The organism is Sphingomonas sp. Ant H11, assembly GCF_000797515.1.
In the GTDB taxonomy this organism is placed as follows: domain Bacteria; phylum Pseudomonadota; class Alphaproteobacteria; order Sphingomonadales; family Sphingomonadaceae; genus Sphingomonas.
Genome location: NZ_JSBN01000010.1, coordinates 91379 through 117771 on the forward strand (window position 1 = coordinate 91379; position 26393 = coordinate 117771).

Consider the following 26393-nt stretch of genomic DNA (forward strand, 5'->3'; position numbering starts at 1 on the left):
CAGCATGGCCACGGCCCGCCCTTCGGATCAGAAATCCATGCCGCCCATGCCGCCCATGCCGCCGCCGCCGCCCATCGGCATGGCGGGCTTGTCTTCCGGCAGTTCGCTGATCGCCGCTTCGGTGGTGATCAACAGGCCAGCAACCGACGCCGCGTCCTGAAGTGCCGTGCGAACGACCTTGGTCGGGTCGATCACGCCGCTCTCGACGAGGTTTTCATACTTGTCGGTCTGCGCGTTGAAGCCCTGGGTCGGATCGTTGCCCTCGAGCAGCTTGCCCGAGATCACCGCACCGTCATGGCCCGCATTCGCCGCAATCTGGCGAACCGGCGCGTAGAGCGCCTTGCGGACGATATCGATGCCGCGGGTCTGGTCGTCGTTGAAGCCCTTCATGCCCTCAAGTGCCTTGGTGGCATAGAGGAGCGCCGTGCCGCCGCCGGGGACGATGCCCTCTTCGACAGCTGCGCGGGTTGCGTGGAGAGCGTCGTCGACGCGGTCCTTGCGCTCCTTGACCTCGACTTCGGTCGAACCGCCGACCTTGATGACCGCAACGCCACCAGCCAGCTTGGCCAGACGCTCCTGCAGCTTTTCCTTGTCGTAATCCGACGTCGTGTGCTCGATCTGCTGACGGATCGCATCGGTGCGGCCCTTGATCGCGTCATGGTCGCCAGCACCATCGACGATGGTGGTGTTGTCCTTGTCGATCGTGACGCGCTTGGCGGTGCCGAGCATACCGATCGTGACGCTCTCGAGCTTGATGCCGAGGTCTTCCGAAATCATCTCGCCCTTGGTCAGGATCGCGATGTCTTCGAGCATCGCCTTGCGACGATCCCCGAAGCCCGGTGCCTTGACCGCTGCGACCTTCAGGCCGCCGCGCAGCTTGTTGACGACGAGCGTGGCCAGAGCCTCGCCCTCAATGTCCTCGGCGATGATGAGGAGCGGACGGCCCGACTGAACAACCGCTTCCAGGATCGGGAGCAGCGCCTGCAGGTTCGACAGCTTCTTCTCGTGGATCAGGATGTAGGGATCCGCGAGCTCGACGTTCATCTTTTCCGGGTTGGTGATGAAGTAAGGCGAGAGATAGCCACGGTCGAACTGCATACCTTCGACGACGTCGAGCTCGAATTCGAGACCCTTGGCTTCCTCGACGGTGATGACGCCTTCCTTGCCGACCTTTTCCATCGCTTCGGCGATCTTCTCGCCGACGACGGTGTCGCCGTTTGCCGAGATGATGCGACCTGGGCGATTTCCTTGGTGCCGGCGACGGGCTTGGAGCGCGCCTGCAGGTCCTTGACGACTTCGATGACGGCGAGGTCGATGCCGCGCTTCAGGTCCATCGGGTTCATGCCGGCCGCAACCGACTTCATGCCTTCACGCACGATCGCCTGCGCCAGAACGGTCGCGGTGGTCGTGCCGTCGCCGGCGATGTCGTTGGTCTTCGAGGCCACTTCGCGCAGCATCTGCGCACCCATGTTCTCGAACTTGTCCTTGAGTTCGATTTCCTTGGCGACGGTGACGCCGTCCTTGGTGATGCGCGGCGCGCCATAGCTCTTGTCGATCACGACGTTGCGGCCCTTCGGCCCCAGCGTAACCTTCACCGCGTCGGCGAGGATGTCCACGCCGCGCAGAATGCGCTCGCGTGCGTCACGCGAAAATTTTACGTCCTTGGCTGCCATGATGGCTAATCCTTTGCTTGATTGCGTTCCTGCGGGAGCAGGAACCCAGAATTATGGAGGGCAGAGCGTTGGGCTCGGGGCTCCTGCCTGCGCAGGAGCTCAAGAGCTTCAGCCGACGATCCCGAGGATGTCGCTTTCCTTCATGATCAACAGGTCTTCGCCGTTGATCTTGACTTCGGTGCCCGACCACTTGCCGAACAGAATCTTGTCGCCAGCCTTGACTTCGAGCGGGTGGATTTCACCGGCTTCGTTGCGCGCGCCGGTGCCGACCGAGACGACTTCGCCTTCCTGCGGCTTTTCCTTGGCGGTTTCCGGAATGATGATCCCGCCTGCGGTCTTCTCTTCTGCCTCTACGCGGCGGACGAGGACGCGGTCATGCAATGGACGAAAGGTCATGCGTGAAGTCCCTTTATATTGAACGTCTGTTAGCACTCGCATGGAGTGAGTGCCAGCACGGCGCATATGATGTCGCGACCGAGCATCGTCAACCGGTCGCGACCGCGCTCCCGCCACAAAAATAATGCGTGTTGGTCGTGCAACACGCATTTACTCGACGGACGCCTTGCCCTAGCCAAGGGCGGTATTTCCGCCAATCAAGGAGCGGCCAAGTGAAACTCGTACGGGGCGCGTGGAAGATTCTCGTCGGCATCAAGGACGGTCTTGTGCTGATCGCGATGCTGCTGTTCTTTGGCTTGCTCTTCGGCGCGCTGGCCGCGCGGCCGGGCAAGGCGGCAATCGGAAACGGGGCCTTATTGCTCAAACTCGACGGCGCAATCGTCGAGCAGCCCGCCGAGGTCGATCCGTTTGCCAGCCTCGGTGGTGGCGGCACGCCGCATCAATTCCGCCTGCGCGATGTCGTGCGCAGCCTCGATGCGGCGGGCAAGGACAGCCGCGTCAAGGCGGTCGTGCTCGATCTCGACGCGTTCGGCGGGGGCTATCCCGCAGCGCTGAACGAAGTCGCCGATGCGATCCGGCGCGTGCGCGACGGCGGCAAGCCGGTGCTGGCTTATGCGACTGCCTATACCGACAGCGGCTACCGCCTCGCCGCCAATGCCAGCGAAGTGTGGATGAGCCCGATGGGCGGCACGCTGTTCATGGGGCCGGGCGGCAGCCAGCTTTATTATAAGGGCCTGATCGACAAGCTCGGCATCAACGCGCACGTCTACCGCGTCGGTAAATACAAGTCGTTCGTCGAGCCTTATACCCGTACCGACGCCTCGCCCGAGGCCAAGGAAGAAGTGGAGAAGCTCTATCAGGTGCTGTTCGCCAATTGGCAGGCGGCCGTGGCCAAGGCGCGCCCCAAGGCCAAGGTCACGCCGTTTCTGACGACGCCGGGCGCGGTCATCACCGCCGCCAAGGGCAACATCGCGCAGGCCAATCTCGAAGCGGGCATCGTCGACAAGCTCGGCAGCCATCTCGATTTCGGAAAGCGCGTTGCCGAGCTGGCGGGCGCGGATTCGGGCAAGGCACCGGGCACCTTCAAGACCATCAAATATGACGCCTATGTCGCAGCCAACCCGCTGCCGACGAACGGTGCCAAGATCGGCGTGTTGACGATTGCGGGTGACATTATCGATGGCAAATCGAAGAGCGGCAGCGTGGGCTCCGATACGGTGTCCAAGGCGTTGCTCGATGCCCTGGCCAAGAAGGATCTGAAGGCGCTGGTCGTGCGGGTCGATTCACCGGGCGGTTCGGCGCTTGCGTCCGAAGACATGCGGCGCGCGATCCTGGAAGCCAAGGCGCAGAAGCTGCCGGTCGTCATCTCGATGGGCTCGCTGGCGGCGTCGGGCGGCTATTGGGTGTCGACGGCGGGCGACGTGATCTTCGCCGAGCCGACCACCATCACCGGCTCGATCGGCATCTTCGGCATCATCCCGACTTTCGAGAACACGCTCAAAAAGATCGGCCTCACCACCGATGGCGTGCGCACCACGCCGCTGTCCGGGCAGCCGGACATTTACGGCGGCACCAATGCCGAGACCGACACGATCTTCCAGGCGGGGATCGAGAATGGCTATCAGGAGTTCATCACGCGCGTCGCCACTGCGCGCAAGCTGACCCCGGCGCGCGTCGACGAGATCGGGCAGGGCCGCGTCTGGGATGGCGGCACGGCGCATCAGATCGGGCTGGTCGATCGTTTCGGTGGCTTGCAGGACGCGATCGACGAAGCCGCCAAGCGCGCCGGGTTGAAGGCGACCGACGTTCATGCCGAATATCTGGAGAAAAAGCCGAGCGCTTTCATGCAATTGATCGCGCAAATCCTGGATTCGAACAAGGATGACGATGCGAGCGCGGGCGATGCCTTCACGCGGATGGCGACGGAGCGGCGCGCGGTGTTCGCGCGCGCGCTGGGCGATGTGAAGCGGATCGGCACGGGGGCGGCGATCCAGGCGCGCTGCCTCGAATGCGACGGGCTGGGCGGAACGCAGCCGCAGCCTGGCGATGCTACGCTGCTCACCCTCGTGCTTGCGCGGTTCGGCCTGTGAGCGTCGATCCCGCACCGCGCCCGATCGCGGTTCGCCCGGCGACGCCTGAAGATGCTGGCGTGATCGCCGAAATCTATCGGCCTTATGTGGAAGGCGGTACCGTCTCGTTCGAGTTGACCGCGCCTAATGCCGAGACGATGCGGCAGCGCATGGCGGCCTCGGGCGGGTTGTATCCGTGGCTGGTGGTGACCGAAGGCGAGGGCGGCCCTGTACGCGGCTACGCTTATGCCTCGGCCTTCCGCGACCGCCCGGCCTATCGCTACACGATCGAGACCTCGGTCTATCTGGAGACGGGGACGCAGGGGCGCGGCAATGGGCGGCATTTGTACGATGCGTTGATCGATACGCTGCGCGCGCAGGGATTTACCCAGGCGATCAGCGTGATTTCCTTGCCAAACGAGCATTCGATCCGGCTGCATGAATCGGTCGGCTTCCGCCGCGCCGGGGTGCTGCGCGAGGTCGGGTATAAGGAAGGCCGCTGGATCGATGTCGGCCTGTGGCAATGCGAACTCAACGACGCCACTTTGCCACCGATGGAACCCAAGCCGTTCAGCGCGACCGGCATGGTGTGGAATTGGTGACGGGGTAGCTTTCCCCGTCATGCCGGGCTTGTCCCGGCATCCACCGTGCCGCGCTTTCTACAGATGGTTGGGAAGGATCGACGGTGGACCCCGGCACGAGGCCGGGGTGACGGGAGGAGGCCTTTGCAGGGGGCTTTCGACGGGGGCCGCTTCACGCTAAGGCCGCATCAAATGACCGACGCTTCAGACACCACGCCCGCCCGCGACGCCCAACGAGATTGGCGCGACACCGTCTTCCTGCCGAAGACCGACTTTCCGATGAAAGCCGGCCTGCCCGCCAAGGAGCCGGGGATTCTCGCGCGGTGGCAGGCGATGAACCTCTACGAGAAAACGCGGGAAGCGCGTCGGGGCCGTGAGAAGTTCATCCTGCACGACGGCCCGCCTTATGCGAATGGCGACATGCATATCGGCCATGCGCTCAACCACATCCTGAAGGACACGGTGTGCCGCACGCAGACCCTGCTCGGCAAGGATGCGCCCTATGTGCCCGGCTGGGACTGCCACGGCTGCCGATCGAGTGGAAGGTCGAGGAGCAGTATCGCGCCAAGAAGCGCAACAAGGACGAAGTTCCGGCAAAGGAATTCCGCGCCGAGTGCCGCGCTTATGCGCAGCATTGGGTCGACGTGCAGCGCGAGCAGTTGAAGCGGCTCGGCATCAATGGCGATTGGGACCATCCCTATCTGACGATGGATTTCCAGGCCGAGGCGACGATCGTCTCGGAGCTGCTCAAGTTCGCGGAAAGCGGCCAGCTCTATCGCGGTGCCAAGCCGGTGATGTGGTCGCCCGTTGAAAAGACCGCGCTCGCCGAGGCCGAGGTCGAATATGAGGACGTCGTGTCGACGCAGATCGACGTGGCGTTCGAGATTGTCGACGCGCCGAACGCGCCGGAACTGGTCGGTGCCCATGCGGTGATCTGGACCACGACGCCATGGACGATCCCGGTGAACCAGGCGCTGAGCTATGGGCCGGAGATCGAGTATCGATTGTTCCGCATTGGCGGATGGAAGCTCCTTGTTGCGGATGGTCTAGTCGAGACCTTCTACTCACGCCTTTCCAACCCACCAATCTATGACGACCACGGTCCCGAAGGCCGTCTGGGTACGATCATCAAAGGTTCGCAACTCGAAGGCGCCACCGCGCGGCATCCGATGCACGCGCTCGGCGGGTTCTTCGCCAAGCCCCGCCCGTTCCTGCCGGGCGAGTTCGTCACCACCGATGCCGGCACCGGGCTCGTCCATATGGCGCCGGACCACGGCGAGGATGATTTCCTGCTGTGCAAGCAGTACGGCATCGATCCGGTGTTCGCGGTCGATGGCGCGGGCATGTATCGCGCCGACTGGGCGTGGCTCGGCGGGCAGGGATCGGTGATCAACAAGAAGTTCGTCTCGGCCGAGGGGCCGATCTGTTCGGATCTGCGCGCCGTCGGCGCGTTGCTCGCGGCGAGCGATGATTTTGCGCATAGCTATCCGCATTCGTGGCGGTCGAAGGCGAAGGTCATTTTCCGCGCGACGCCGCAATGGTTCATTCCGATGGATCAGGAACTCCCCTCCCGCTTGCGGGAGGGCTGGGGGAGGGCGGTGCCGCGAACGCTGCGCTCGCTGCTGAGTTCCCTCCCCCAACCCCTCCCGCAGGCGGGAGGGGAGCAGAAGGGGAGACTTTGCGCTCCACCGCGCTGCGCGCCATCGAAGCGACCACCTGGTATCCGCCCAAGGGCCAGAACCGCATCACCGCGATGGTCGCCGGGCGTCCGGATTGGGTGATCAGCCGTCAGCGCGCCTGGGGCGTGCCGATCACGCTGTTCGTCAACCGCACGACCGGCCAGTATCTGGTCGACCCGGAGGTCAACCGCCGCATCGTCGCAGCTGTGCGCGAACAGGGCGTCGATGCGTGGAGCGAAGAGGCGGCGCAGGATCTGCTCGGGGCCGACTACACGCTCGCCGATTATGAGCGCGTCACCGACATTCTCGACGTGTGGTTCGACAGCGGCTGCACCCATGCCTTTGTGCTGGAAAGCGGGCGCTGGCCCGATCTGCAATGGCCGGCCGATCTCTATCTCGAAGGCTCCGACCAGCATCGCGGCTGGTTCCAGTCCTCGCTGATGGAAGCGTGCGGCACGCGCGGGCGCGCGCCCTATGATGCGGTGCTGACGCACGGCTTCACCATGGATGCGAAGGGCATGAAAATGTCCAAGTCGCTCGGCAACACGATCAACCCGCTCGACCTGATGAAGGAATCGGGCGCGGATATCTTGCGGTTGTGGGCGCTGTCGGTCGATTTCACCGAGGACCACCGCATCGGCAAGGAAATCCTGAACGGGGTCTCCGACCAATATCGCAAGTTGCGCAACACCTTCCGCTATTTGCTGGGGGCGCTGGAAGGGTTTGACGAGGCCGAGCGCCTGCCGGTCGCGGACATGCCCGAGCTGGAGCGCTACATGCTCCATCTGCTCGCCGAGCTGGATGCCAAGCTGCGCGCGGCGGTCGAAGTGTATGACTTCAACAGCTATGTCCGGCTGCTGACCGAATTCGCGCAGGAAGATTTGTCGGCCTTCTACTTCGATATCCGCAAGGATTCGCTCTATTGCGACGGCGTCGATGATCCCAAGCGGCGCGGCTGCCGCACGGTGTTCGACACGCTGTTCCACGCGCTGGTGCGCTATGCCGCACCCGTGCTGTGCTTCACCGCCGAGGAAGTGTGGCAGGATCGCTTCCCGAGCGAGGACGGCTCGGTGCATTTGCTCGAATGGCCGGAGGTGCCTGCAGTGGCGGACGTCGACGCGGCGCATTGGGTTGCGGTCCGCGCTTTGCGCACGCAGGTGACCGAAGCGATCGAGCCGCTGCGGCGCGAGAAGATCGTGCGCTCCAGTCTGGAGGCCGAGGTAGTAGTGCCCGAGGCAATGCTGTCGCCCGCAGCACTGGCCGAGTTGTTCATCGTCGCGAAGGTGACGACGGGTGAGGCGATCACCGTTTCCCGCACCGATTTCCACAAATGCGGCCGCTGCTGGCGGCATTTGCCCGAGGTCGCGGTGGACCGCGATCTGTGTGACCGTTGCACGGGAGTCGTCGCATGAAGCTGCCTATCGCTGGTTTTGCCACCGCCGCCGCTCTGTTCGTGGTCGATCAGGCCGCGAAATATGGCATTACCGATGTGCTGAAGCTCAACTTTTTGAGCGATGCCTATTACGTCACCTCGTTCTTCAACCTGCGCTTCGTCGCCAATCAAGGCGTGTCGCTCGGGCTGTTGCACGCCGACACCGCTACGATGCGGTGGCTGCTGGTGGCGATGACCGGGGCGATTGCGCTCGGCGTGCTGGTGTGGTTGCTGCGGGAGAAGAACCGTGCCGACCAGATGGCGCTGGGCCTGGTGCTGGGGGGGCGCTGCGGGCAATATCGTTGACCGCATCCGCTTGGGCTATGTCGTCGATTGGGCGGATTTCCATATTGGGGCGTGGCAGCCGTTTTTGGTCTTCAATGTCGCCGATGCCGCGATTACGATCGGCGTCGTGATCTTGCTCGCGCGCGCGCTTCTGGTACGGGATAAGCCGACCGGGGATTCGGGCAAAAATTCTGGGGCGGAACATGGCCCAACGGAGAACATCCATGCGTAAGTCGATTCTTCTCTCCGCGGCCAGCCTGGCGATCGTGGCGCTCGCCTCGGGCTGTGCCCATGGCCGTGGCGGCCGCGGCGGCCTGATGAGTTCGCCGTGGCGCGTCAGGCACCGCTCGTGATTCCGCCCGATTTCTCGCTGACCCCGCCCAAGCCGGGTGCGGCGCGCGCCAACGATGTCAGCGCCAATGCGCAGGCGCTCGACGCGCTGTTCGGCGGCACGGCACAGCGTAGCCCGGGCGAGGCGGCCACCGTGGTCGCCGCCGGTGCCGATAGCGACGATCCCGGCATCCGTTCGTCGGTCGGCGATCCCGGCACGACCGTGGTCGACAAGGGCGCAACGACGCGCGACGTCGTGGCCGCCCCCGAAGGGGACGGGCAATCCGCCAAGGCCGCCACGCCGAAATAAGCGCCTGAACGGTACCAAAAAAGGCCGCGTACCGGATGCCCGGTACGCGGCCTTTTTTGTTGGTGCGCTGGAGCGTTTAGAAGCTTGCGGTCAGCGTGGCGACCACGCCGCTCTTGCTGACGTTCTTGGTCGCCGAGAGGAACTTGGCGTCGGTATCGACATAGGACACGCCGAGCGTCAGCACCTTGTAGGTTGCCGTGGCTCCCAATGCCCAGTCGGTATAGCCCTTCTTGCTGTTGGAATCGGTGGCGAGCCAGCTCGGACCGAAGCTATGGCCGACATGCGCGGTCAGGCCGAGCGGTGTCTTGGGGATCGCGACGGTGAAATCGTCGGCGAGATAGACGTTGTCGCGCGACTGGAGTTTGCCGCTCGCACCCTGATCGAGCGCCAGCGCCTTTTGCTTCGGGGCATAGTTGACCGTGGTCTTGGCGGTCACCGGCCCAAGCGTCGTCGAAATGTCGAAATACGGCTCGACAAAGTCGGAGCTGCTCTTGTCGCCCGCGAGCTTGGTCTTGGGATAGAAATAGTACAGGATCCCGCCATCCAGCTTGATGCCGCCGATCGTGTGGCTGTAGCCCGCGATCAGATCGATTTCCTGATGGCCGGTGCCGGCGACCGTTACATAATCGTCGATCGAGGAACCCCATACGGACGCATAGAAGCCCGATTTGTGGGTGATCGTGATCGATCCCTGAATCGCCGCATTGTTATCGGTCTGCGAAATACCGCGGAACCGATAATCGGTCACGACGGTGCCGTCGCATTGATCGTGATCGGCGGCGGTGGGGCGGTTTCCTGCGCGAGCGCAGGGGTGGCGGAAGCGGCGAGCAAGAGCGCGCCGAGCGTGGTTGTGGAGAAGCGCATCGTTTCCCTTTCGAAAATGCGACTGTCCCCGCCTGCTTCTACCGGTGCGTGCGTCTGTCAGGAGCAGGAAATGCCCCCCGCGCCGCTAACCGGTAACCGGTAACGCAGAATAATTGACCGTTCATGCGGCACTGCACAACTCAATTTTTGAGGTTTTACGACCGGTTCGGCACCGGTTGTTGTAACTCAGCAACAGTCGAGCAACGCTTCAGCAACAGGAGATGCTTCAGCGAGACGCTGAAAATCGCTCCAGGCCCGCTGCCAGATCGGCAATCAAGTCGACCGGATCCTCCAGTCCGATCTGCAGGCGAACGATCGGGCCAGCATAAGCGCGCTTGGTTACGCTGCGATACCGTTGCGGATCGACGGGCAGGGCCAAGCTTTCGAAACCGCCCCAACTATAGCCGATCCCGAAATGCTCCAGCCCGTCGATCAGCGCCGCGCGGGCGGCTTCATTGCCGCCGTTCAGCACGAACGAAAACAGCCCGGACGAGCCTTTAAAGTCGCGCAGGAAGGTTTCGTGGCCGGGGCAATCGGGGAGCGCCGGATGCAGCACGGCAGCGACCTCGGGCCGCTGCTTCAGCCAATGCGCGATTTCCAGCGCGCTCGCCTGATGCTGTTTCAGCCGCACCGCCATGGTGCGCAGGCCGCGCGACGCAAGCCACGAATCGTCGGGGCTGGCGATTTGGCCAAGTTGGAAGCTGGTGTCGCGTAACCGCCCGAAATGCCCCGGTGCCGCCGTGACCGAGCCGAGCATCACGTCGCTATGGCCGACGACGTATTTGGTGCAGGCAAGGATGGAGAGATCGATGCCGTGGGCGATTGCAGGAAAGAACAACGGCGTCGCCCAGGTATTGTCGAGCAAGGTCGTTACGCCCCGCGCCTTGGCTGCGGCGACGATTGTCGGCACGTCCTGCACCTCGAAGGTGAGGCTGCCTGGGCTTTCGAGCAGAATCGCGCGCGTATTCTCGGCGATCAAGTCGGCAATCCCACCACCGATCAGCGGATCGTAGAAGCGCGTTGAAATTCCCATCCGCTTGAGCAGGCCGGTGCCCATCGATCGGGTCGGGTCGTAGGCCGAATCGGGCAGCAGCAGCTCGTCCCCGGGCGAGAGCACCGACAACAAGGCCGCTGCGATCGCGGCGACCCCTGAGGGGTATAGGAACGTGCCCTCCGCGCCGGGTTCCAGTTCGTTCAGCGCGTCGGCGAGGCTCCACTGCGTCGGCGTGCCCTTGCGCCCGTAGAACAGCCGGTGGTGCGTATTGCTGGTGCCGGCGGCGCGGAGATCGGCAACGCTATCGTAGAGGATCGTCGAGGCGCGCCACACCGGCGTGTTGACGATCCCCTGCGTCCATTCCTTGCGCCGCCCCGCTGCTACGACACGGGTGGCATCGCCCTTCGGGCAGTCGCGATCGTCGTTCACGCCGCGCCGGTCGCCTTGGGTGTGGTGCGGTCTGCGCCCCATTCGGACCAGCTGCCGTCATAGACTGCAGCTTCGTTGCCGAGCAGATGCGCGCCGAACGCCAGCGCCGAGGCGGTGATGCCCGAGCCGCACGTGGTAACGAGCGGCTTGTCGAGATCAATCCCGGCCCCTTCGAACGCGGCCTTCAGTGCGTCGCCCGTCTTCCACGTGCCGTCTTCGTTGAAGATCTGGCCGACCGGCAGATTCTTCGAGCCCGGAATATGGCCGGGATGCGTCGCCGGGCGCGGATCGGCCTCTTCGCCGGTGAAACGTGCCGCCGAGCGCGCATCGAGCACTTGCTCCGCGCCGCTTTCCACATTGGCTTTCATCTGGTCGAGCGTGCGCACGCCCTTGTCATCGGCCCAGACGGTGAAGTGACGGTGGCGCAGCTGCTCCTTGCCCGACGCGGTTTCGCGACCTTCGGCCTGCCATTTGGCCAGACCGCCATCGAGGATGGCGACATCGTGCGCGCCGAAGGTCCGCAGCATGAACCAGGCGCGTGCTGCGGTGTGGTAAGGCGAGTTGTCGTAGAGGACGATGCGGCTGCCATCGCCGAGACCCAGCGACTGCATCCGGCTGGCGAATTTTTCGGCGCTCGGCAGCATAGAGGGCAGGTCGCTGGAGGTATCGGCGATTTCGGCCAGATCCATGAACACCGCGCCCGGAATGTGCGCCGCTTCATATTCGGCAGCGGCATCGCGATCACCGAAGCCGGCGAAATAGGTCGCATCGACAATGCGCAGATCGTTCGCGCCCAGCTCGTTTGCGAGCCATTCCGTCGTCACCAGCGAGTCCATGTATCGTCTCCTTGTTTTGTCCGTCCCTAGCCCGCTGCAGGCACGCCGTCGAGCCACCGGGATGACGCACGCGCCTTCTATCCCTATATCGGCCTCATGACTCCGAAACATCTTGGCCGGACCAGCGCGCTCCCGGCTTCTCCTGACGAAGCCGTGCTGGATTATGTTCCCAACCCGCGGCCGGGGCGCACGTATCTGGTGCGCTTTGCGGTGCCTGAATTCACGTCGCTTTGCCCGGTTACGGCCCAGCCCGATTTCGCGCACCTCGTCATCGATTATGCGCCTGCCGACACCATCGTCGAATCGAAATCGCTCAAGCTCTTCCTGGGCTCGTTTCGCAACCACCAGGCATTTCACGAGGATTGCACCGTCGGTATCGGCGAGCGCCTGTTCGGGGAAATGCGGCCGCTATGGCTGCGAATCGGTGGATATTGGTATCCGCGCGGCGGCATTCCCATCGATGTGTTTTGGCAATCGGGCGCGCCTCCTGAGGGTTTGTGGCTGCCGCCGCAGGAGGTTCAGGGGTATCGTGGGCGCGGCTGAGCGAGCGATTCGTTCATCTCACCGCAAGGTTGATTTCGATCAGCGCAATTCCCCGCGTTGCAATGCAACATCTGTGCAACCATATTGAAACTTGGCCGTTCGTTGGAGGTATTCAAAGGGCAAGCGCCCTGATTTTTTGAGGATTGCGAGCATGATGCAACAGGCGGATGGCGTGACCCCAATCGATCACCTGGCTTTGGTGGGCAATTTCCTGCCGCGGAAATGCGGCCTTGCGACTTATACTACGGATACCTTTACGGCGCTGAAGGGCCGCTTCCCCGATCTGCAGATCGATGTCTATGCGATGGACGACCATCCTGGGCGATACGACTATCCCCCCGAAGTAACCCGCAGCATCCCCGATCAGGACCGTATGGCCTATCTCGATGCCGCACGCGCGATCGAGGCGAGCGGGGCGCAGGCGCTGTGGTTGCAGCATGAATATGGGATCTTTGGCGGCCCGGCGGGCGAACATATCCTCGCGCTGCTCGATCGTGTGTCGATCCCGGTAATCGTCACGCTCCATACCATTCTCGAAAAGCCCGATGCCGACCAGCGTCGGGTCATGGAAGGCCTGCTACGCCGCGCAGCACGTGTGATCGTGATGGCCGAGCGCGGGCGCGAAATTCTCGAGCGGGTATACGGCGCCAGCGGGCGCAACGTGGTGATGATTCCCCATGGCGTCCCGGATCGTGACTTCGTCGATCCCGAATCGTTGAAGGGGCGCTTTGGCTGGGCGGGGCGAGAGGTGGTACTGACCTTTGGCCTGTTGGCACCGGGCAAGGGCATCGAAGTCATGATCGAGGCATTGCCTGCGATCGCCGAGCAGCATCCCAATGTGCTCTATGCGGTACTGGGGGCGACGCATCCCAATTTGGTCGCGCACGAAGGTGAAAAATATCGCGACGGGCTCAAGGCTTTGGCGGCGAAATTGGGCGTCGGCCGCAATATCGAGTTCATCGACGCCTTTCTCGAACATGACGAGCTGATCGATTACCTGCAGGCGGCAGATATTTACGCGACGCCGTATCTCAACCCGGCGCAGATCACCTCCGGCACGCTGAGCTATGCAGTCGGCGTCGGCAAGGCGGTGGTTTCGACGCCTTATGTCCATGCCACCGAAATTCTCGGCGATGGTCACGGTGTGCTGGTCGATTTTGGCGACTCTGCGGCCTTTGCACGCGAGATCAACGCCCTGCTTGGCAGCGACCGCAATCGCCTGAAGCTGTCGGAGCGTGCGTATGCGCGGGGCCGGACGATGATCTGGCCGCGTCTCGCCGAGGTCGCCATGCGCGAGATCGTGCAGATGGTGGCAGCCAAGCCGCAACGGTTGCAGAGCGTTGCATTGTCGCTCAGCCCGTTGGCCCCCGATTTTTCGGCGGTTGAGCGCATGAGCGATTCGACGGGCATGCTGCAGCACTCGATCTACTCCGTGCCCGATCGCCGCCATGGCTATTGCATTGACGACAACGCCCGCGCGCTCATGCTGGTCAGCCAAATGCCGACAATGGATGAAGGCGAGCGGGACAAATGGATGACGATTTACGCGTCGTTCCTGCAATATGCCTGGAATCCGGAGGCTCGACGTTTTCGGAATTTCATGAATTTCGACCGGACCTGGTGCGAGGATTTCGGGTCGGAAGATTCGAACGGTCGCACGCTGTGGGCGCTGGGCGTGACCGCGCGCGATGCGCAGCTGGCCAAGCATCGCCATTGGGCCGTGTCGATGTTCGACATGACGGCGTCGCTGTCGCTCGAACTTGGCTCGCCGCGCTCGCATGCCTTTGCCATGCTGGGCGCTGCGGCCATCCTCGATGCTTTCCCGGGCCATGCGCTGGCGCGCACCATCTTGGCGCGTTTTGGCGAGGAACTGTGCGGGCTGCTTGAAGAGGCGCGGCGTCCCGAATGGGAATGGTTCGAAATCGTGTTGGCGTATGACAACGCCCGCTTGCCCGAGGCATTGATCAGGGCAGGGCACTCGCTCGACCGCGAAGACATGGTCAAATGCGGTTTGAGTACGCTCGATTGGATCGTCGGCAAACAGACATCGCCAGAGGGGCGCTTCCGTGCGGTGGGCAGTGAGAGTTTCGGGCGGGTCTATGCCGAGCCGTTGCAGTTCGACCAGCAGCCGCTGGAGGCGCAAGCCACTATCGACGCTTGCAGTGCCGCTTTTGACGCGTCGGGGGACCATCGCTGGGTGGCCGAGGCACAACGGGCCTATCTTTGGTATCTCGGCCAGAACGATCTCGACCTGCCGCTTGCCACCGTGCAGGACGGCGGTTGCTTCGATGGCCTCATGCCGACCGGTTTGAACCGAAATCAGGGCGCGGAGTCGATTTTGGCGCTGCAATTGTCCGGTTGCACCATTTCTGGGCTGGCAAAGCGGGCGGAAAGCGTGGCAGGACCGCGGAGCGCCGTCGCGTAGCCTCGCTCGTGACGCCGCGAAGGCGTTACGCGAGGCTTTTATACCGTGATCGATTTGTTCCAACATGCCCTGCGGCTTCATGCCGACCCGTCGCGAGTCGTGGTGCGGCCGTTCCATCTCGCGTGGGGCGGGAATGGCGGCAACCGGACGGAGCGTATCGTCAGCGCGGTGATGGCGCTCGACTCTGCCGAGACGCGCGCGCAGCTCGAACTGGTGCTCAAGGATTTCGAGGCGCGCCACTGGCAGACGCGCCGCGTGTTCATGACGCGCTATGACGAGATCGAGGATATGCTCGGCATCGACGGCAGCGAGATTGGCGATGAGAAGCGCCAGTTGATCGGTGCCTATTTCTGCCACGAATATAGCTATGCTGCCGCCGCGTTGATGAACCCGAGCGCGGTGCCACATTTCGACCAGTCGGGCATGCCGGCCGGATCGCAGCGCATCCTGATGAGCCTGCGCGCGGTGGGGGAGGGGCACATCTCCTCGGTCGCCTTCCGCGAAGGTATCATCACCGACGACAATCAATTGAAGCTCGCGCCCGAGCCGCCCTTCGCCACCGCGACCGATGCGGTCGGGCTGGATGAGGAAACGCTGCCCGAGGGGCCGATCACGGTCTATCGCCACCGCGATTCGACGCTGTCGGGCACCGTCATCTTCCCGATTACCGCCGCGCAATCGAAGGGGCTCGAGGATTTGCGCCTCGTCCAGTTCCATCATGACAATGGCGATGTCGAATGGCTCGGCACCTACACCGCCTATAATGGCTCGACGATCCAGTCCGAATTGCTGCGCACGCGCGATTTCCGTGCGTTCGATCTGGTGCCGATGACGGGACCTGCCGCGCGCAACAAGGGCATGGCGTTGTTCCCGCGCAAGGTCGGCGGGCAATATATGATGATCGGGCGGCAGGACGGCGAGAATCTGTTCCTGCTCAAATCCGATACGCTGACGCATTGGGACGAGGGGCAGAAGCTGCTCGTGCCGGTGTTCCCGTGGGAACTGGTGCAGATCGGCAATTGCGGCCCGCCGATCGAGCTCGACGAAGGTTGGTTACTGCTGACCCACGGCGTCGGCGCGATGCGCAAATATGCGATCGGCGCGGTGCTGCTCGACAAACGCGATCCGTCCAAGGTCCTGGGGGCGCACGCCTGAGCCGATCCTGGCGGCGGCGGACCAGGACCGCGAGGGCTATGTGCCCAACGTCGTCTACACCTGCGGCGCGATCCGGCACGGCGACACGCTGTTCGTGCCGTATGGCGTGGCGGACAGCTCGGTCGCGTTCGCGTTCATCAAGATCAGCACGCTGCTCGCGGCGATGTGAGCCGCTTTTCCCTCTCCAATGGGAGAGGGAAGGGGCCCGCGCAAGGCGTGGGAAGGGTGAGGGCGAGGCGATACGGGAGCGATCACCCTCACCCTTCCGTCGCTTCGCTCCTCCCTCCCTCTCCCGTTGGGAGAGGGAAATTACCGCGAAACGGTGATGGTCCGACGGTACAGCACCGCCGCAATCCCCAGGAACAGCACGGTGCCGCCGATCAACGCCGCCGCCTCATGGCCTTTGCCGATCAGCGCGAGCGGCGCATCGCTGCCGCTGGCCCATACGATCAGCGCGAACAGCACGCCCCACAGGCTTTCGCCGACGATCAGGCCGGTTGCGGTCAGCGTGCCCATGCGCTCGGCCACTTCGGGGTTGGCGGTGGTGCGCGCCCAGCGGTCGTAGAACCAGCCGATCACCGAGCCCAGCACCGTCGGCAGGATCACCGACATCGGCAGATAGATGCCGAGCGCCACGCCGAGCGGGGGCAGGCGCAACAGCTTCAACCGCCCGAGCGCTTCGTCCAGCGCGATCAGCACGACGCCTGCCGCCACGCCATAGCCCAGCATCCGCCAATTGGCGTCACCCGACAGCACGCCCTTGGCCAGTGCCGAGATCAGCCCGGCTTGCGGCGCGGCGAGCGCATTCGGCCCGGCACCGGGCACGCCGACAAAGCCCATCCCGCTGTTGAGCACGTTCAGCACCGGCGGGATGATGAGCGAGCCGAACCCTACGCCGATCACCAAGGCGACCTGCTGCTTCCACGGCGTCGCGCCGACCAATTGGCCGGTCTTGAGGTCCTGCAGATTGTCGTTGGAAATGGTGGCGACCCCGAACACGATGCCGGTGACGATCAGCGCATAAGCGATCAGTGCGCGCGTGGTGTCGGCGCCCGGATGCTGGCCGAATAGGCCGACCAGCATCAGCGAAGATCCGATCACCGCGAGGATGCCGATGCCTGAGACGGGCGAATTGGACGCGCCGATCAGCCCCGCCATATAGCCGCACACCGCCGCGATCATCAGCCCGGCGACGAGCACGAACACCAGTGCGCCTGCGATCAGCAGCGCCGCCGAACCGACCAGCGCGCCGCCCGCGATCACGTCCCACAACAGCCAGGCGATTGGCAGCAGCGTGAGCAGCGCGACCCCTGCCACCCAGACGATCGGCAAATCCTGTTCTTCCAGCGCCAGCGTCTCGCCCTTGTCGCGCGCGGCGCTTGCCGCCAGCGCCGAGCGCACGCCGCCGATGACCGGGCCGGCGATCTTCACCAGCGTCCAGATCGCCGAAATGCCGATCAACCCCGCGCCGAAGAAGCGCACATCGCCCTTCCAGATCGTATTGACCCAGGCGGCCATGTCGCCGGGCATCGGATGCGCGGCAGTGAGCAGCGGCACCAGCACGAACCAGCCCATCACCAGCCCCAGCCCCATCGCCGCGCCGACCGAAATGCCGACGAGATGGCCGACGCCAAGCAAGACGAAGGACAGGCTGCCTGCTATGCCGGTTGCGCCCGCGCCGACGCGGAAGGTGGTGGCAGCGGTATCGGTGATGATCTTGGTCTGGGTGAAGATCGCGAACCCGGCCGACGCGATGCTGTTCCAGATCAGCACGAACAGCCCGGTGCGTGCCTCGGCGGCGCCCTCGCGCGAGCCTGCGCCGATTTGCAGTACTTCGGCGGCGGCGACGCCCTCTGGATAGGGCAGGTCGGTATCGACCACGAGCGCGCGGCGTAGCGGGACCGAAAACATCACGCCCAATATGCCGCCGGTCGCGGTGATCATCGCGGTCTGGACATACGGGAAGCCGTGCCACCAACCGATCATCACCAGCCCGGGCAGAACGAAGATGATCGCCGCCAGCGTGCCCGCAGCACTCGCCACCGTCTGCACAATGTTGTTTTCGAGGATCGTCGCGCCCTTGAACAGCCGCAGCACCGCCATCGAGATCACGGCGGCCGGGATCGAGGTGGCGAAGGTCAACCCGACTTTGAGCCCGAGATAGACGTTGGCGGCGGTGAACAGCAGCGTGATCAGGCCGCCAAGCAACACGCCCCGCAGGGTCAGTTCGGCGATCGGGGGTGGGGTGGGGGGTGCGCATCCGGCTATCTGGCACAGCGCGGGGGCTCCGTAACAGGGGTTTTTGCAGCGGGACCATTCCAAGTCCGTGTCTTTATTGCGGCGCAGCAAAGGATACTATGGATAATCTAAGCATACTTACTATATGGGTGGCATGCAGGACTCGATTGGATTTTTGATCAGCGACGTCTCGCGCCTGATGCGGCGGCGGTTCGATGAACGTGCGCGACTGATCGGCGTGACGCGGACGCAATGGCGTGTGCTCAAGTTTCTTCAGCGCGGCGAAGGGATCAATCAGGGCGGTTTGGCCGATCTGCTCGAAGTGGAGCCGATTACGTTATGTCGGATGATTGACCGGCTCGAAGAGGCCGGTCTGGTCGAGCGCCGCCGCGATCCGGCCGATCGACGGGCGTGGCAGATTTTCCTGACCGAGCGCGCGCGTCCTCTGCTCGAGGAGCTTGCGCATTTGGCCGAAGCGATGCTCGGTAGTGCGCTGCAAGGTGTTTCTCCTGCCGAATATGACGCGGTGATGGCCACGCTCCGGCGGATCCACAGCAATCTTTCTTCTCCGGATAAAACCAGTGAGGTCGCAAATGGCTGACGCAGACCCCAAGATCGACCCCAAAGCGGCAACCGACACCGTCGTAATTTCGCCCCCGCCGGGCACGCTGACCGAAACGCCGGTGAAGCGTCGGACATGGCTGCGGCCCTTGCTGATGGTCAGCCTACCCTTGCTGATCATCGCGATCGCTGGCTATTTCTGGCTCACGGCCGGGCGCTTCGTCTCCACCGACAACGCCTATATTCAGCAGGACAAGGTGTCGGTCTCATCCGACGTTGGGGGACGCATCGTCCGTGTCGACGCGCGCGAGAACCAGCCGGTGAAAGCGGGCGATCTGCTGTTCCAGATCGATCCGGATCCGTATCGTATCGCGCTGGCGCAAGCCAATGCCGCGATTGCGACGGCACGGGTGCAAGTGAGCACGCTGGCGACCGACAGTGGCGGCGCGGCGGCGGATATTTCCAGCGCCAAGGCCGACATCGCGCTCGCCCAGGCGACCTATGACCGGCAAGCCGCGCTGATGAAGCAGGGCTTCACCACGCGCGCCAGCTTCGATGCGGCGGCGCAGCAAGTCGCGGCGGCGAAGGCGCGGCTGGCGACCGCCAATGCCAGTGCGGCCAAGGCGCGCACGCAAGTTGGCAGCGGCACCGATGGATCGGGCGTGCCGGCCGCAGTGCAGGCAGCAATGGTCCAGCGCGACAAGGCTGCGCTCGATCTGCGGCGTACCTCGGTCTACGCGCCGGTATCGGGTACGATCAGCCAGTCCGACCGGCTCCAGGTCGGGCAGATGATGATCGTCGGCTTGCCCGCCGTCAGTATCGTGTCGAACCATCCGGCGTGGGTCGAGGCCAATTTCAAGGAAACCGAGCTCAACAAGATGTGCGTCGGGCAACCCGCCGAGGTCGAGTTCGATGCCTATAATGGCCTGAAACTGAAGGGCCATGTTCAGTCGATCGGTGCCGGCACCGGCTCTGAATTCTCGGTGCTTCCGGCGCAGAATGCCACGGGCAATTGGGTCAAGGTGACGCAGCGCGTGCCGGTGCGCATCGCGATCGACCAGGCGAGCAAACGGCCGCTGATCGCTGGGCTCAGCGCCAACGTCACCGTGGATGTGCGCAGTGGCCACTGCTAATCCCGATGCGGGCGAGGCCGATCGGCTCGCCCGCATCCCCTCGACCGAGGAGGCGGTGCCGCTCGAGGAGCGCGCCGCGCTCCACACCAGCAATCGTCCACTGCTGACGATCGGCGTGATGGCGGCGACGATCATGCAGATCCTCGATTCGACCATCGCCAATGTGGCCCTGCCGCACATGCAGGCCTCGCTCAGCGCCACGTCCGACACGGTCACCTGGGTGCTGACCAGCTATATCGTCGCCTCGGCGGTCGCGATTCCGCTGACCGGCTGGCTCGCCGACCGGATCGGGTCGCGCAATCTTTTCCTCGGCGCGGTGGTCGGTTTCGTGATCGCTTCGATGCTGTGCGGTCTTGCCAGCAGCCTGCCCGAAATGGTGATCTTCCGCGTGCTGCAAGGTGTCGCGGCGGCGTTTATGAACCCGCTCAGCCAGACCGTGATGATGGATATCAACCCGCGTTCCAAACAGGCGGCGGCGATGTCGATCTGGGGCATGGGCATCATGGTCGGGCCGATTTTGGGGCCGGTGATCGGCGGTTGGCTGACCGACAATTACGACTGGCGCTGGTGCTTCTACGTCAACGTGCCGATCGGTATCGCTTGCTTCCTTATCCTGTGGGCGCTGTTGCCCTCGCGCGACATCACCAAGCGCGGGTTCGACATTTTCGGTTTCTCGATGCTGGCGGTGGCGATCAGCGCTTTCCAGTTGATGCTCGACCGGGGGCAGACGCAGGACTGGTTCAGCTCGTGGGAAGTGTGGACCGAGGGCATGGTCGCGCTGGCGAGCGCATGGATGTTCTTCGTCCAGTTGTTCACCGCCAGAAATCCGATGTTCGATCGGGCTCTGTTCCTCAATCGCAATCTGTTGACGGGCGTCGGCTTCATGCTGGTGCTCGGCGTACTGATGACAGCGACGCTCGCCTTGCTCCCCCCGATGCTGCAGCAGCTTTACGGCTATCCGGTGTTGACCGCAGGTATCCTGCTCATGCCACGCGGGATCGGCATTGTCGGTTCGATGTATATCGCCGGGCAGTTGATGAAGCGCCAGGTCGATCCGCGGATGATGGTCGGCACCGGACTGCTCATTGCTGCCTGGTCGCTTTATGACATGACGGGCTGGACGCTCGAAATGGGGCAGCAACCCTTCATCGTCACCGGCTTCGTGCAGGGGATTGGACTTGGGCTGGTGTTCATCCCGCTCAATATCACCGCCTTCGGGACGCTCGATCCCCGTTATCGTACCGAGGCGTCGAGCTTGATGAATCTGTCGCGCAACATTGGCGGTTCGGCGGGCATTTCGGTGGTGACTGCGTTGCTTGCCCGCAACATCCAGACCGCGCATTCCGAGATCGGTCAGCATATCCCCGATCCCGGCCTGGTGGCCAACGATCCGGTGGTGAGTTCGATCACGGGCGGAGCTACCGATACGGTGCTGGCGATGGCCGACGCGATCGTCAACAAGCAGGCAGCGATGGTCGCCTATCTCGACGACTTCAAGCTGATGATGATCCTGACGCTGGGCTCGATCCCCTTGGTGTTCCTGCTGCAACGCCCGGCGGCCCCCAAGGTCGGGGACGAACCTGTCCATGTGGCGATGGATTGAGCAGAGAATCCGTTGCGGGGGCGAGCCTTTTCGCGTCGTGATGCGTTGGCGGGGCGATGAAGACACTTTGGTTCATTACAAATCCCAAATCGGGCACGGCCACCCCGGCCAAAGCGGAGGCGCTGGCGACGGTGTTCGCCGATCGCGGACTGGTGCTGGCCGGGCGCACCGCCTTTCCCGATGACGCCTTGCCGACACCGGAGGCGCTGGACTCGGCGGGCGTCGATACCGCGGTACTGTTCGCTGGCGACGGCACCATCAACGCCGCCGTGTGCGCGCTGGCCGAGTGGCACGGCACCATCCTGATTCTGCCGGGCGGCACCATGAACATGCTGGCGAAGCATCTTCACGGCTCCACCGATTCGGCAGCGATTGTCGCGGCCGCGGTCGAGCACGGGCGCAGGACGAGCCTGCCCTATGTCGACGTCGCCGGGCACCGCGCCTTCGTCGGCTTGATCCTGGGCCCGGCGGCCACCTGGGTACGGGCGCGCGAGATGGTGCGCGCCGGGCGGCTGCGTGGGCTCGGCCGGGCGATGAAGCACGCGTGGCAGCGAACCTTTGGTCGGGGCATCCGGCTGGAAGGCGTGCCCGCTTTAAAGCATGGCGCGCAAGCTGTGTTCGTCCGGCCGGAAGCCGATCATCTCGACATCGCCGCCATCGATGCGCGCGATTTCCGGGCGATTGCGCGGCTGGGGTGGGAATGGGTGACGGGCGATTGGGTTGCCGCCGCCGAGGTCACGCAATGCCATGTCGGGCAGTTTCGCACGCGCGGCGACAAGCCCGCGCTGGCGCTGGTTGACGGCGAGCCGATCATGCTCGAAGCCGGTAGTATGGTGCGGGTGGGCATGATGCGTGAAATCTTCCTTACGACCAGGGCGGCCGCGTGACGCGGTTGTTTCACGTCAGCGATGTCCATTTCGGGCGCGAGGATGCAGCCGCAGTCGCGTGGTTCGATGCGCTGGTAAAGGCCGAAAAGCCCGATGCCGTGGTGATGACCGGCGACCTGACCATGCGCGCGCGACGGCGTGAGTTCGCGGCGGGGCTCGCCTGGTTGCAAGGGCTTGGCGTGCCGGTAACGGTCGAAGTCGGCAATCATGATTTGCCCTATTTCAATCCGATCGACCGCTTCTTCCGACCCTATCGGCGAATGACGGCGGTGGAGCGCATGGTCGAGCAACCGCTCGATCTGCCGGGCATCGCGATTATCCCGTTGGTAACGACGCGCGGGCGCAGTGGCGGCTCAACTGGTCCAAGGGCAAGGTCAGTCGCGCGGCGCTGGAGCGGGCGCTATCGCTGATCGCGGCGGTGCCGGAGGGGCGTTTGATCTTTATCGCGTGCCATCACCCTTTGGCAGAGCCCGAAACGCGGATGTCGGCGCGCACGCATAATGGCGCGCAGGCGCTGGTTGCGCTGGCGCGGGCGGGTGCCGATGCGGTATTGACCGGCCATGTCCACGACCCGTTCGATATCGCGCATGAGATTGAAGGACGGACCGTTCGGATGATCGGGGCGGGCACCCTGTCCGAGCGCGTCCGCATCACGCCCCCCTCGTTCAACGAGATCCGCATCGGCGATGGAGGGTTTGACGTCGTGCAACGCACGATGGACCTGGCCCCGGCAACCCCTTTGCTACGCGAACGCGCGGAATAGGCCTGCCAGGAGCAAAAGGGCGGCTTCGTGGAACGAAAAAGGGCGGCCCGTTGCCGGACCGCCCCTTCGCGACTGGGTATGAAAAGGACTTAGCGCTTCGAGAACTGGAAGCTGCGGCGTGCCTTGGCGCGGCCGTACTTCTTGCGCTCGACCGTGCGGCTGTCGCGGGTCAGGAAGCCTGCTGCCTTGACGGGGGCGCGCAGGATCGGCTCGAACTTGGTCAGCGCCTGGCTGATGCCATGCTTGACCGCGCCGGCCTGGCCCGAAAGGCCGCCGCCCTTGACGGTGCAGACGACGTCATAGGCACCTTCGCGCTCGGTCACGCCGAACGGCTGGTTGATGACGAGGCGCAGCGTCGGACGGGCGAAATACACGTCCTGGTCACGACCGTTGATGGTGATCTTGCCCGAACCGGGCTTGATCCACACGCGGGCGACGGCGTCCTTGCGGCGGCCGGTTGCATAAGCGCGGCCCTGCTTGTCGAGGATCTGCTCGCGCAGCGGCATCGTCGGAGCAGCGGGCTCGGCAATGTGGCCGGCCATATACTCTTCGGCCTTGCGGTCCGAGGCAGCCGATTCCGCCGGAATGGCGGGGGCAGGGGTGTTGGTCAGGCCGGCGAGATCGGCGAGGGACTGGCGGTTGTCGGACATTAGTTGCCCACCTTGTTCTTGCGGTTCATGCTGCCGATGTCGAGGACTTCGGGGTTCTGGGCCTCATGCGGGTGCTCGGTGCCGGCGAAGACGCGCAGGTTGCGCAGCTGCTGACGGCCAAGCGGGCCGCGCGGGATCATCCGCTCGATCGCCTTTTCAATCACGCGCTCGGGGAAACGACCTTCGAGCACCTTGCCCGCGGTGATGCCCTTGATGCCGCCGGCATAACCGGTGTGCTTGTAATAGACCTTGTCCTTCAGCTTGTTGCCGGTGAACTTGACCTTGTCCGCGTTGATGATGATGACATTGTCACCGCAATCGACGTGCGGGGTGAAGCTCGGCTTGTGCTTGCCGCGCAGGATATTGGCGACGATCGAGGCCATGCGGCCGACGACCAGACCATCGGCATCGATGATCAGCCACTTTTTTTCCACCTCATGCGGCAACGCCGGCTTGGTGGTCTTCATCAGCGCCTTCATGGGGCTTGTGACCTTTATGTATGAACGGGTGTAAAACGACAGGTGCCGCCCCGAAGGACGGCACCGATGCACGGCCTATTGCGGCGAATAGGGGTGAAAGTCAAGCAAAGTGCGGCTTTGCTGACGGGTATCGGAATACCGCTTCAATCTCATGCTGGCGGGGTGACGGTTATGACGGTGGCGGTGCGCGTGCGGTGAAGGCTGCGACCGTCCGACGCGATCACGTCGCTGGCTTCGGTGCTTTCGACGAGCAGGCCTGAGGTGGAGTCGAACCTCCGCGTCGAGTGGGTCGTGACCGATGGCGCGGCCACCGGCCCCGCCGCAAATTTTCCTGGGCTATCGGCGAGCGACGATGCGTCGACGTTGCCGGTCGCCTCGGTTTCGATGGTGACTTGACCATTTGCGGCATGCCGCACGGTTTCGGTGCCGGACAGGGCCATCCCCGGTGCCAGGGGTGGGCGACTGGGCAGCGTCACCGCGACTTTGCCTGGCAGGCGGTCGGTCAAGTGCCCGGCGAGCAGCGGCGACACGATCGACGTCAGCATTGCGACCTTCCGCTCGGGCGGCATGGCGCGCAGCGGTGCGGCGAGCGCGGTCGACATGCCGGGACGGCGGGTGCCGATCGCCATCCGCTCGATTGCCATAGCGATCTGCGCGATGGCGGCGTCGGCATCCTCGACACCCTCGATCGATCCATCGGGGCCGAGCGCGAAGCGCAGTGGGCGGTTGAGCAGACTTTCCGTTGCGGTCGCAAACATTTGAGCAACGCCTGCGGCATTTTGGTGATCGACCATCACCAGCGTGACGATCGCGGTGAATCCGCGGTCGGTCTGGTGAAACACGACCGTTCGCTTTGACTGAAACCGCCGCTCAACGCCGTCTGCGGAGCGCGTTTCGATCGAGTCGTAGCGGTAGGGGCGATCCTGGATGGGATGGAACGTTGCCTGTGCCGCACTTGCAATGAGCGCAACCGGGAGCAATCCCAGCCAGCGGGTCACGCGAAACGACGGCCCACGGCATGGGCGGCGGCCGTCGCCGCGATCAAGGTGAGTGCAGCATTGGCCTGGTGTGCGACCGCGACGACGATCTCGACGCCGCTTAGCAACGTGGCAATTCCAAGCACGATCTGACATGCGACCAAGCCGATCAATATCGCGGCGGTGCGGGGTGCCCCCGCCCGCATCGTCCCAAGCGCGAGCGTGACGAGTCCTGCCGCCGCCACGAAGGCGAACCAGCGGTGGATAAACTGCACCACCACCGGATTGTCCACGGCATTGCGCCATAACGGATCGGTCAGCGGCGTGGCGGCGGGGAAGATTTCATCGCCCATCAAGGGCCAACTGGAAAAGGCATAGCCCGCGTCGAGCCCGGCGGTGAACGCCCCGAACAGGATTTGCCCGAACAGCAGGCCAAGAGCGAGGACCGCGACGGGCCGCAAACGCGCCGGTCGTGCGCGGCCATTGAGCGCCAAAGCGCGCAGATCGAGCGCGGTCCATACCGTTCCGGCGAGCAAGGTGAGCGCGGTGACGAGATGGACCGCCAGGCGGACATGGCTGACGTCGGTGCGCTTGACGAGGCCGGACGACACCATCCACCAGCCGATCGCCCCCTGGAAACAGACCAGCGCCACCAGCGCGAACAAGCGCGGCACATAACCGCGCGGCACGCGGCCGCGGATCCAGAACCACAGGAGCGGCAGCAAATAGGCGGCTCCGACCACGCGCCCGAGCAAGCGATGCAGATATTCCCAGAAGAAGATCGCCTGGAAACCCGCCATCGACATGCCGCGATTGAGCTGCTGATATTCCGGGATTTTCTTGTAGTTATCGAATTCCGCCTGCCACTGCACGGCATTGAGCGGCGGAATCACCCCGCTGATCGGCTTCCACTGGGTAATCGAAAGGCCGGATTCGGTGAGGCGGGTAATGCCCCCGATCACCACCATCGCGACAACGAGCGCGGCAACGCCAAACAACCAGTTGGACAAGGTGCGCGGGCGGAGCTGTTGCGGGAGCGAGGACGCTTGAAGCATGGGTCTGCCTTACGCGTCCGTCATCCGCGCGTCGATTGCGGAATAG

17 protein-coding genes and 6 pseudogenes are annotated in these 26393 nt (G+C 64.0%); 13 read left to right on the plus strand and 10 right to left on the minus strand.

Annotated features, from left to right (window positions below):
• Window positions 1-27 precede the first annotated feature (27 nt).
• Window positions 28-1673, minus strand: a pseudogene (gene groL, locus NW75_RS03170) (chaperonin GroEL).
• Between the two features lie 108 nt (window positions 1674-1781).
• Complete coding sequence (gene groES / locus NW75_RS03175; RefSeq protein ID WP_010404457.1) at window positions 1782-2069, minus strand: co-chaperone GroES; 288 nt, start codon at window positions 2067-2069, stop codon at window positions 1782-1784.
• A 212-nt stretch (window positions 2070-2281) separates the two neighbouring features.
• Between groES and sppA the strand changes: the two genes are divergently transcribed.
• From sppA to NW75_RS03200, 5 genes and pseudogenes are all read left to right on the plus strand, one after another.
• Window positions 2282-4159 carry a signal peptide peptidase SppA gene (gene sppA, locus NW75_RS03180; RefSeq protein ID WP_033963695.1) on the plus strand — a complete coding sequence of 626 codons (1878 nt, stop codon included), beginning with the start codon at window positions 2282-2284 and terminating at the stop codon, window positions 4157-4159.
• Window positions 4156-4740: a GNAT family N-acetyltransferase gene (locus tag NW75_RS03185; protein ID WP_033963696.1), complete on the plus strand. Its 585-nt coding sequence runs from the start codon at window positions 4156-4158 to the stop codon at window positions 4738-4740. The genes sppA and NW75_RS03185 overlap by 4 nt, the downstream gene beginning before the upstream one ends.
• Before the next feature lie 171 nt (window positions 4741-4911).
• Window positions 4912-7810: pseudogene (gene ileS, locus NW75_RS24900) on the plus strand (isoleucine--tRNA ligase).
• A pseudogene (gene lspA, locus NW75_RS03195) lies at window positions 7807-8347 on the plus strand (signal peptidase II). Before ileS ends, lspA begins: the two co-directional pseudogenes overlap by 4 nt.
• Window positions 8340-8755 (plus strand): annotated as a pseudogene (locus NW75_RS03200) (DUF3035 domain-containing protein). Before lspA ends, NW75_RS03200 begins: the two co-directional pseudogenes overlap by 8 nt.
• Window positions 8756-8831: 76 nt before the next feature.
• Here the strand turns inward: NW75_RS03200 and NW75_RS03205 are convergent.
• The 3 genes from NW75_RS03205 to sseA all read right to left on the minus strand — a co-directional run bounded on the left by NW75_RS03205 (window position 8832) and on the right by sseA (window position 11878).
• Complete coding sequence (locus tag NW75_RS03205; protein ID WP_331385965.1) at window positions 8832-9503, minus strand: TorF family putative porin; 672 nt, start codon at window positions 9501-9503, stop codon at window positions 8832-8834.
• A 342-nt stretch (window positions 9504-9845) separates the two neighbouring features.
• Window positions 9846-11084, minus strand: coding sequence for a cystathionine beta-lyase (gene metC, locus NW75_RS03210; RefSeq protein WP_052192112.1), 1239 nt, complete (start codon window positions 11082-11084; stop codon window positions 9846-9848).
• On the minus strand, window positions 11039-11878 hold the full coding sequence (gene sseA, locus NW75_RS03215; RefSeq protein ID WP_033963698.1) for a 3-mercaptopyruvate sulfurtransferase: 840 nt from the start codon (window positions 11876-11878) through the stop codon (window positions 11039-11041). Before sseA ends, metC begins: the two co-directional genes overlap by 46 nt.
• A gap of 96 nt (window positions 11879-11974) precedes the next feature.
• On the opposite strand from sseA, the gene queF reads away from it, so the two are divergent.
• The 3 genes and pseudogenes from queF to NW75_RS03230 all read left to right on the plus strand — a co-directional run bounded on the left by queF (window position 11975) and on the right by NW75_RS03230 (window position 16170).
• Entirely contained in the window at window positions 11975-12421 is a 447-nt protein-coding gene (queF, locus tag NW75_RS03220; protein ID WP_033963700.1) for a preQ(1) synthase, read from the plus strand.
• A gap of 151 nt (window positions 12422-12572) precedes the next feature.
• Window positions 12573-14846: a glycosyltransferase family 4 protein gene (locus tag NW75_RS03225; protein WP_033963701.1), complete on the plus strand. Its 2274-nt coding sequence runs from the start codon at window positions 12573-12575 to the stop codon at window positions 14844-14846.
• Window positions 14847-14891: 45 nt separating this feature from the next.
• Window positions 14892-16170, plus strand: a pseudogene (locus tag NW75_RS03230) (glycoside hydrolase family 130 protein).
• A gap of 140 nt (window positions 16171-16310) precedes the next feature.
• Here NW75_RS03230 and NW75_RS03235 read toward each other — a convergent pair.
• Window positions 16311-18269, minus strand: coding sequence for an OPT family oligopeptide transporter (locus NW75_RS03235; RefSeq protein ID WP_033963760.1), 1959 nt, complete (start codon window positions 18267-18269; stop codon window positions 16311-16313).
• A gap of 124 nt (window positions 18270-18393) precedes the next feature.
• Here NW75_RS03235 and NW75_RS03240 point away from each other — a divergent pair, with 124 nt between their 5' ends.
• The 5 genes and pseudogenes from NW75_RS03240 to NW75_RS03260 all read left to right on the plus strand — a co-directional run bounded on the left by NW75_RS03240 (window position 18394) and on the right by NW75_RS03260 (window position 23186).
• Window positions 18394-18840 carry a MarR family winged helix-turn-helix transcriptional regulator gene (locus tag NW75_RS03240; RefSeq protein WP_033963761.1) on the plus strand — a complete coding sequence of 149 codons (447 nt, stop codon included), beginning with the start codon at window positions 18394-18396 and terminating at the stop codon, window positions 18838-18840.
• The gene (locus NW75_RS03245) at window positions 18833-19933 is read left to right on the plus strand and encodes an HlyD family secretion protein (RefSeq protein ID WP_033963702.1); all 1101 of its coding nucleotides are present in this window, start codon (window positions 18833-18835) and stop codon (window positions 19931-19933) included. The genes NW75_RS03240 and NW75_RS03245 overlap by 8 nt, the downstream gene beginning before the upstream one ends.
• Window positions 19911-21536, plus strand: coding sequence for a DHA2 family efflux MFS transporter permease subunit (locus tag NW75_RS03250; protein WP_231564918.1), 1626 nt, complete (start codon window positions 19911-19913; stop codon window positions 21534-21536). The genes NW75_RS03245 and NW75_RS03250 overlap by 23 nt, the downstream gene beginning before the upstream one ends.
• 56 nt (window positions 21537-21592) lie before the next feature.
• On the plus strand, window positions 21593-22423 hold the full coding sequence (locus NW75_RS03255) for a diacylglycerol/lipid kinase family protein (RefSeq protein WP_033963704.1): 831 nt from the start codon (window positions 21593-21595) through the stop codon (window positions 22421-22423).
• Window positions 22420-23186, plus strand: a pseudogene (locus tag NW75_RS03260) (metallophosphoesterase family protein). The gene NW75_RS03255 and the pseudogene NW75_RS03260 overlap by 4 nt, the downstream one beginning before the upstream one ends.
• A gap of 89 nt (window positions 23187-23275) precedes the next feature.
• Here the strand turns inward: NW75_RS03260 and rpsI are convergent.
• The 4 genes from rpsI to NW75_RS03280 form a co-directional block, all read right to left on the minus strand.
• Entirely contained in the window at window positions 23276-23836 is a 561-nt protein-coding gene (gene rpsI / locus NW75_RS03265; RefSeq protein WP_052192115.1) for a 30S ribosomal protein S9, read from the minus strand.
• A complete protein-coding gene (rplM, locus tag NW75_RS03270) occupies window positions 23836-24315 on the minus strand; it encodes a 50S ribosomal protein L13 (protein ID WP_052192118.1) in 480 nt (159 codons plus the stop codon). Before rplM ends, rpsI begins: the two co-directional genes overlap by 1 nt.
• Before the next feature lie 149 nt (window positions 24316-24464).
• Window positions 24465-25313 (minus strand): hypothetical protein, encoded by an 849-nt coding sequence (locus tag NW75_RS03275; RefSeq protein ID WP_033963705.1) that lies wholly within the window; start codon window positions 25311-25313, stop codon window positions 24465-24467.
• The gene (locus NW75_RS03280) at window positions 25310-26347 is read right to left on the minus strand and encodes a COX15/CtaA family protein (RefSeq protein WP_171010559.1); all 1038 of its coding nucleotides are present in this window, start codon (window positions 26345-26347) and stop codon (window positions 25310-25312) included. Before NW75_RS03280 ends, NW75_RS03275 begins: the two co-directional genes overlap by 4 nt.
• Window positions 26348-26393 lie beyond the last annotated feature (46 nt).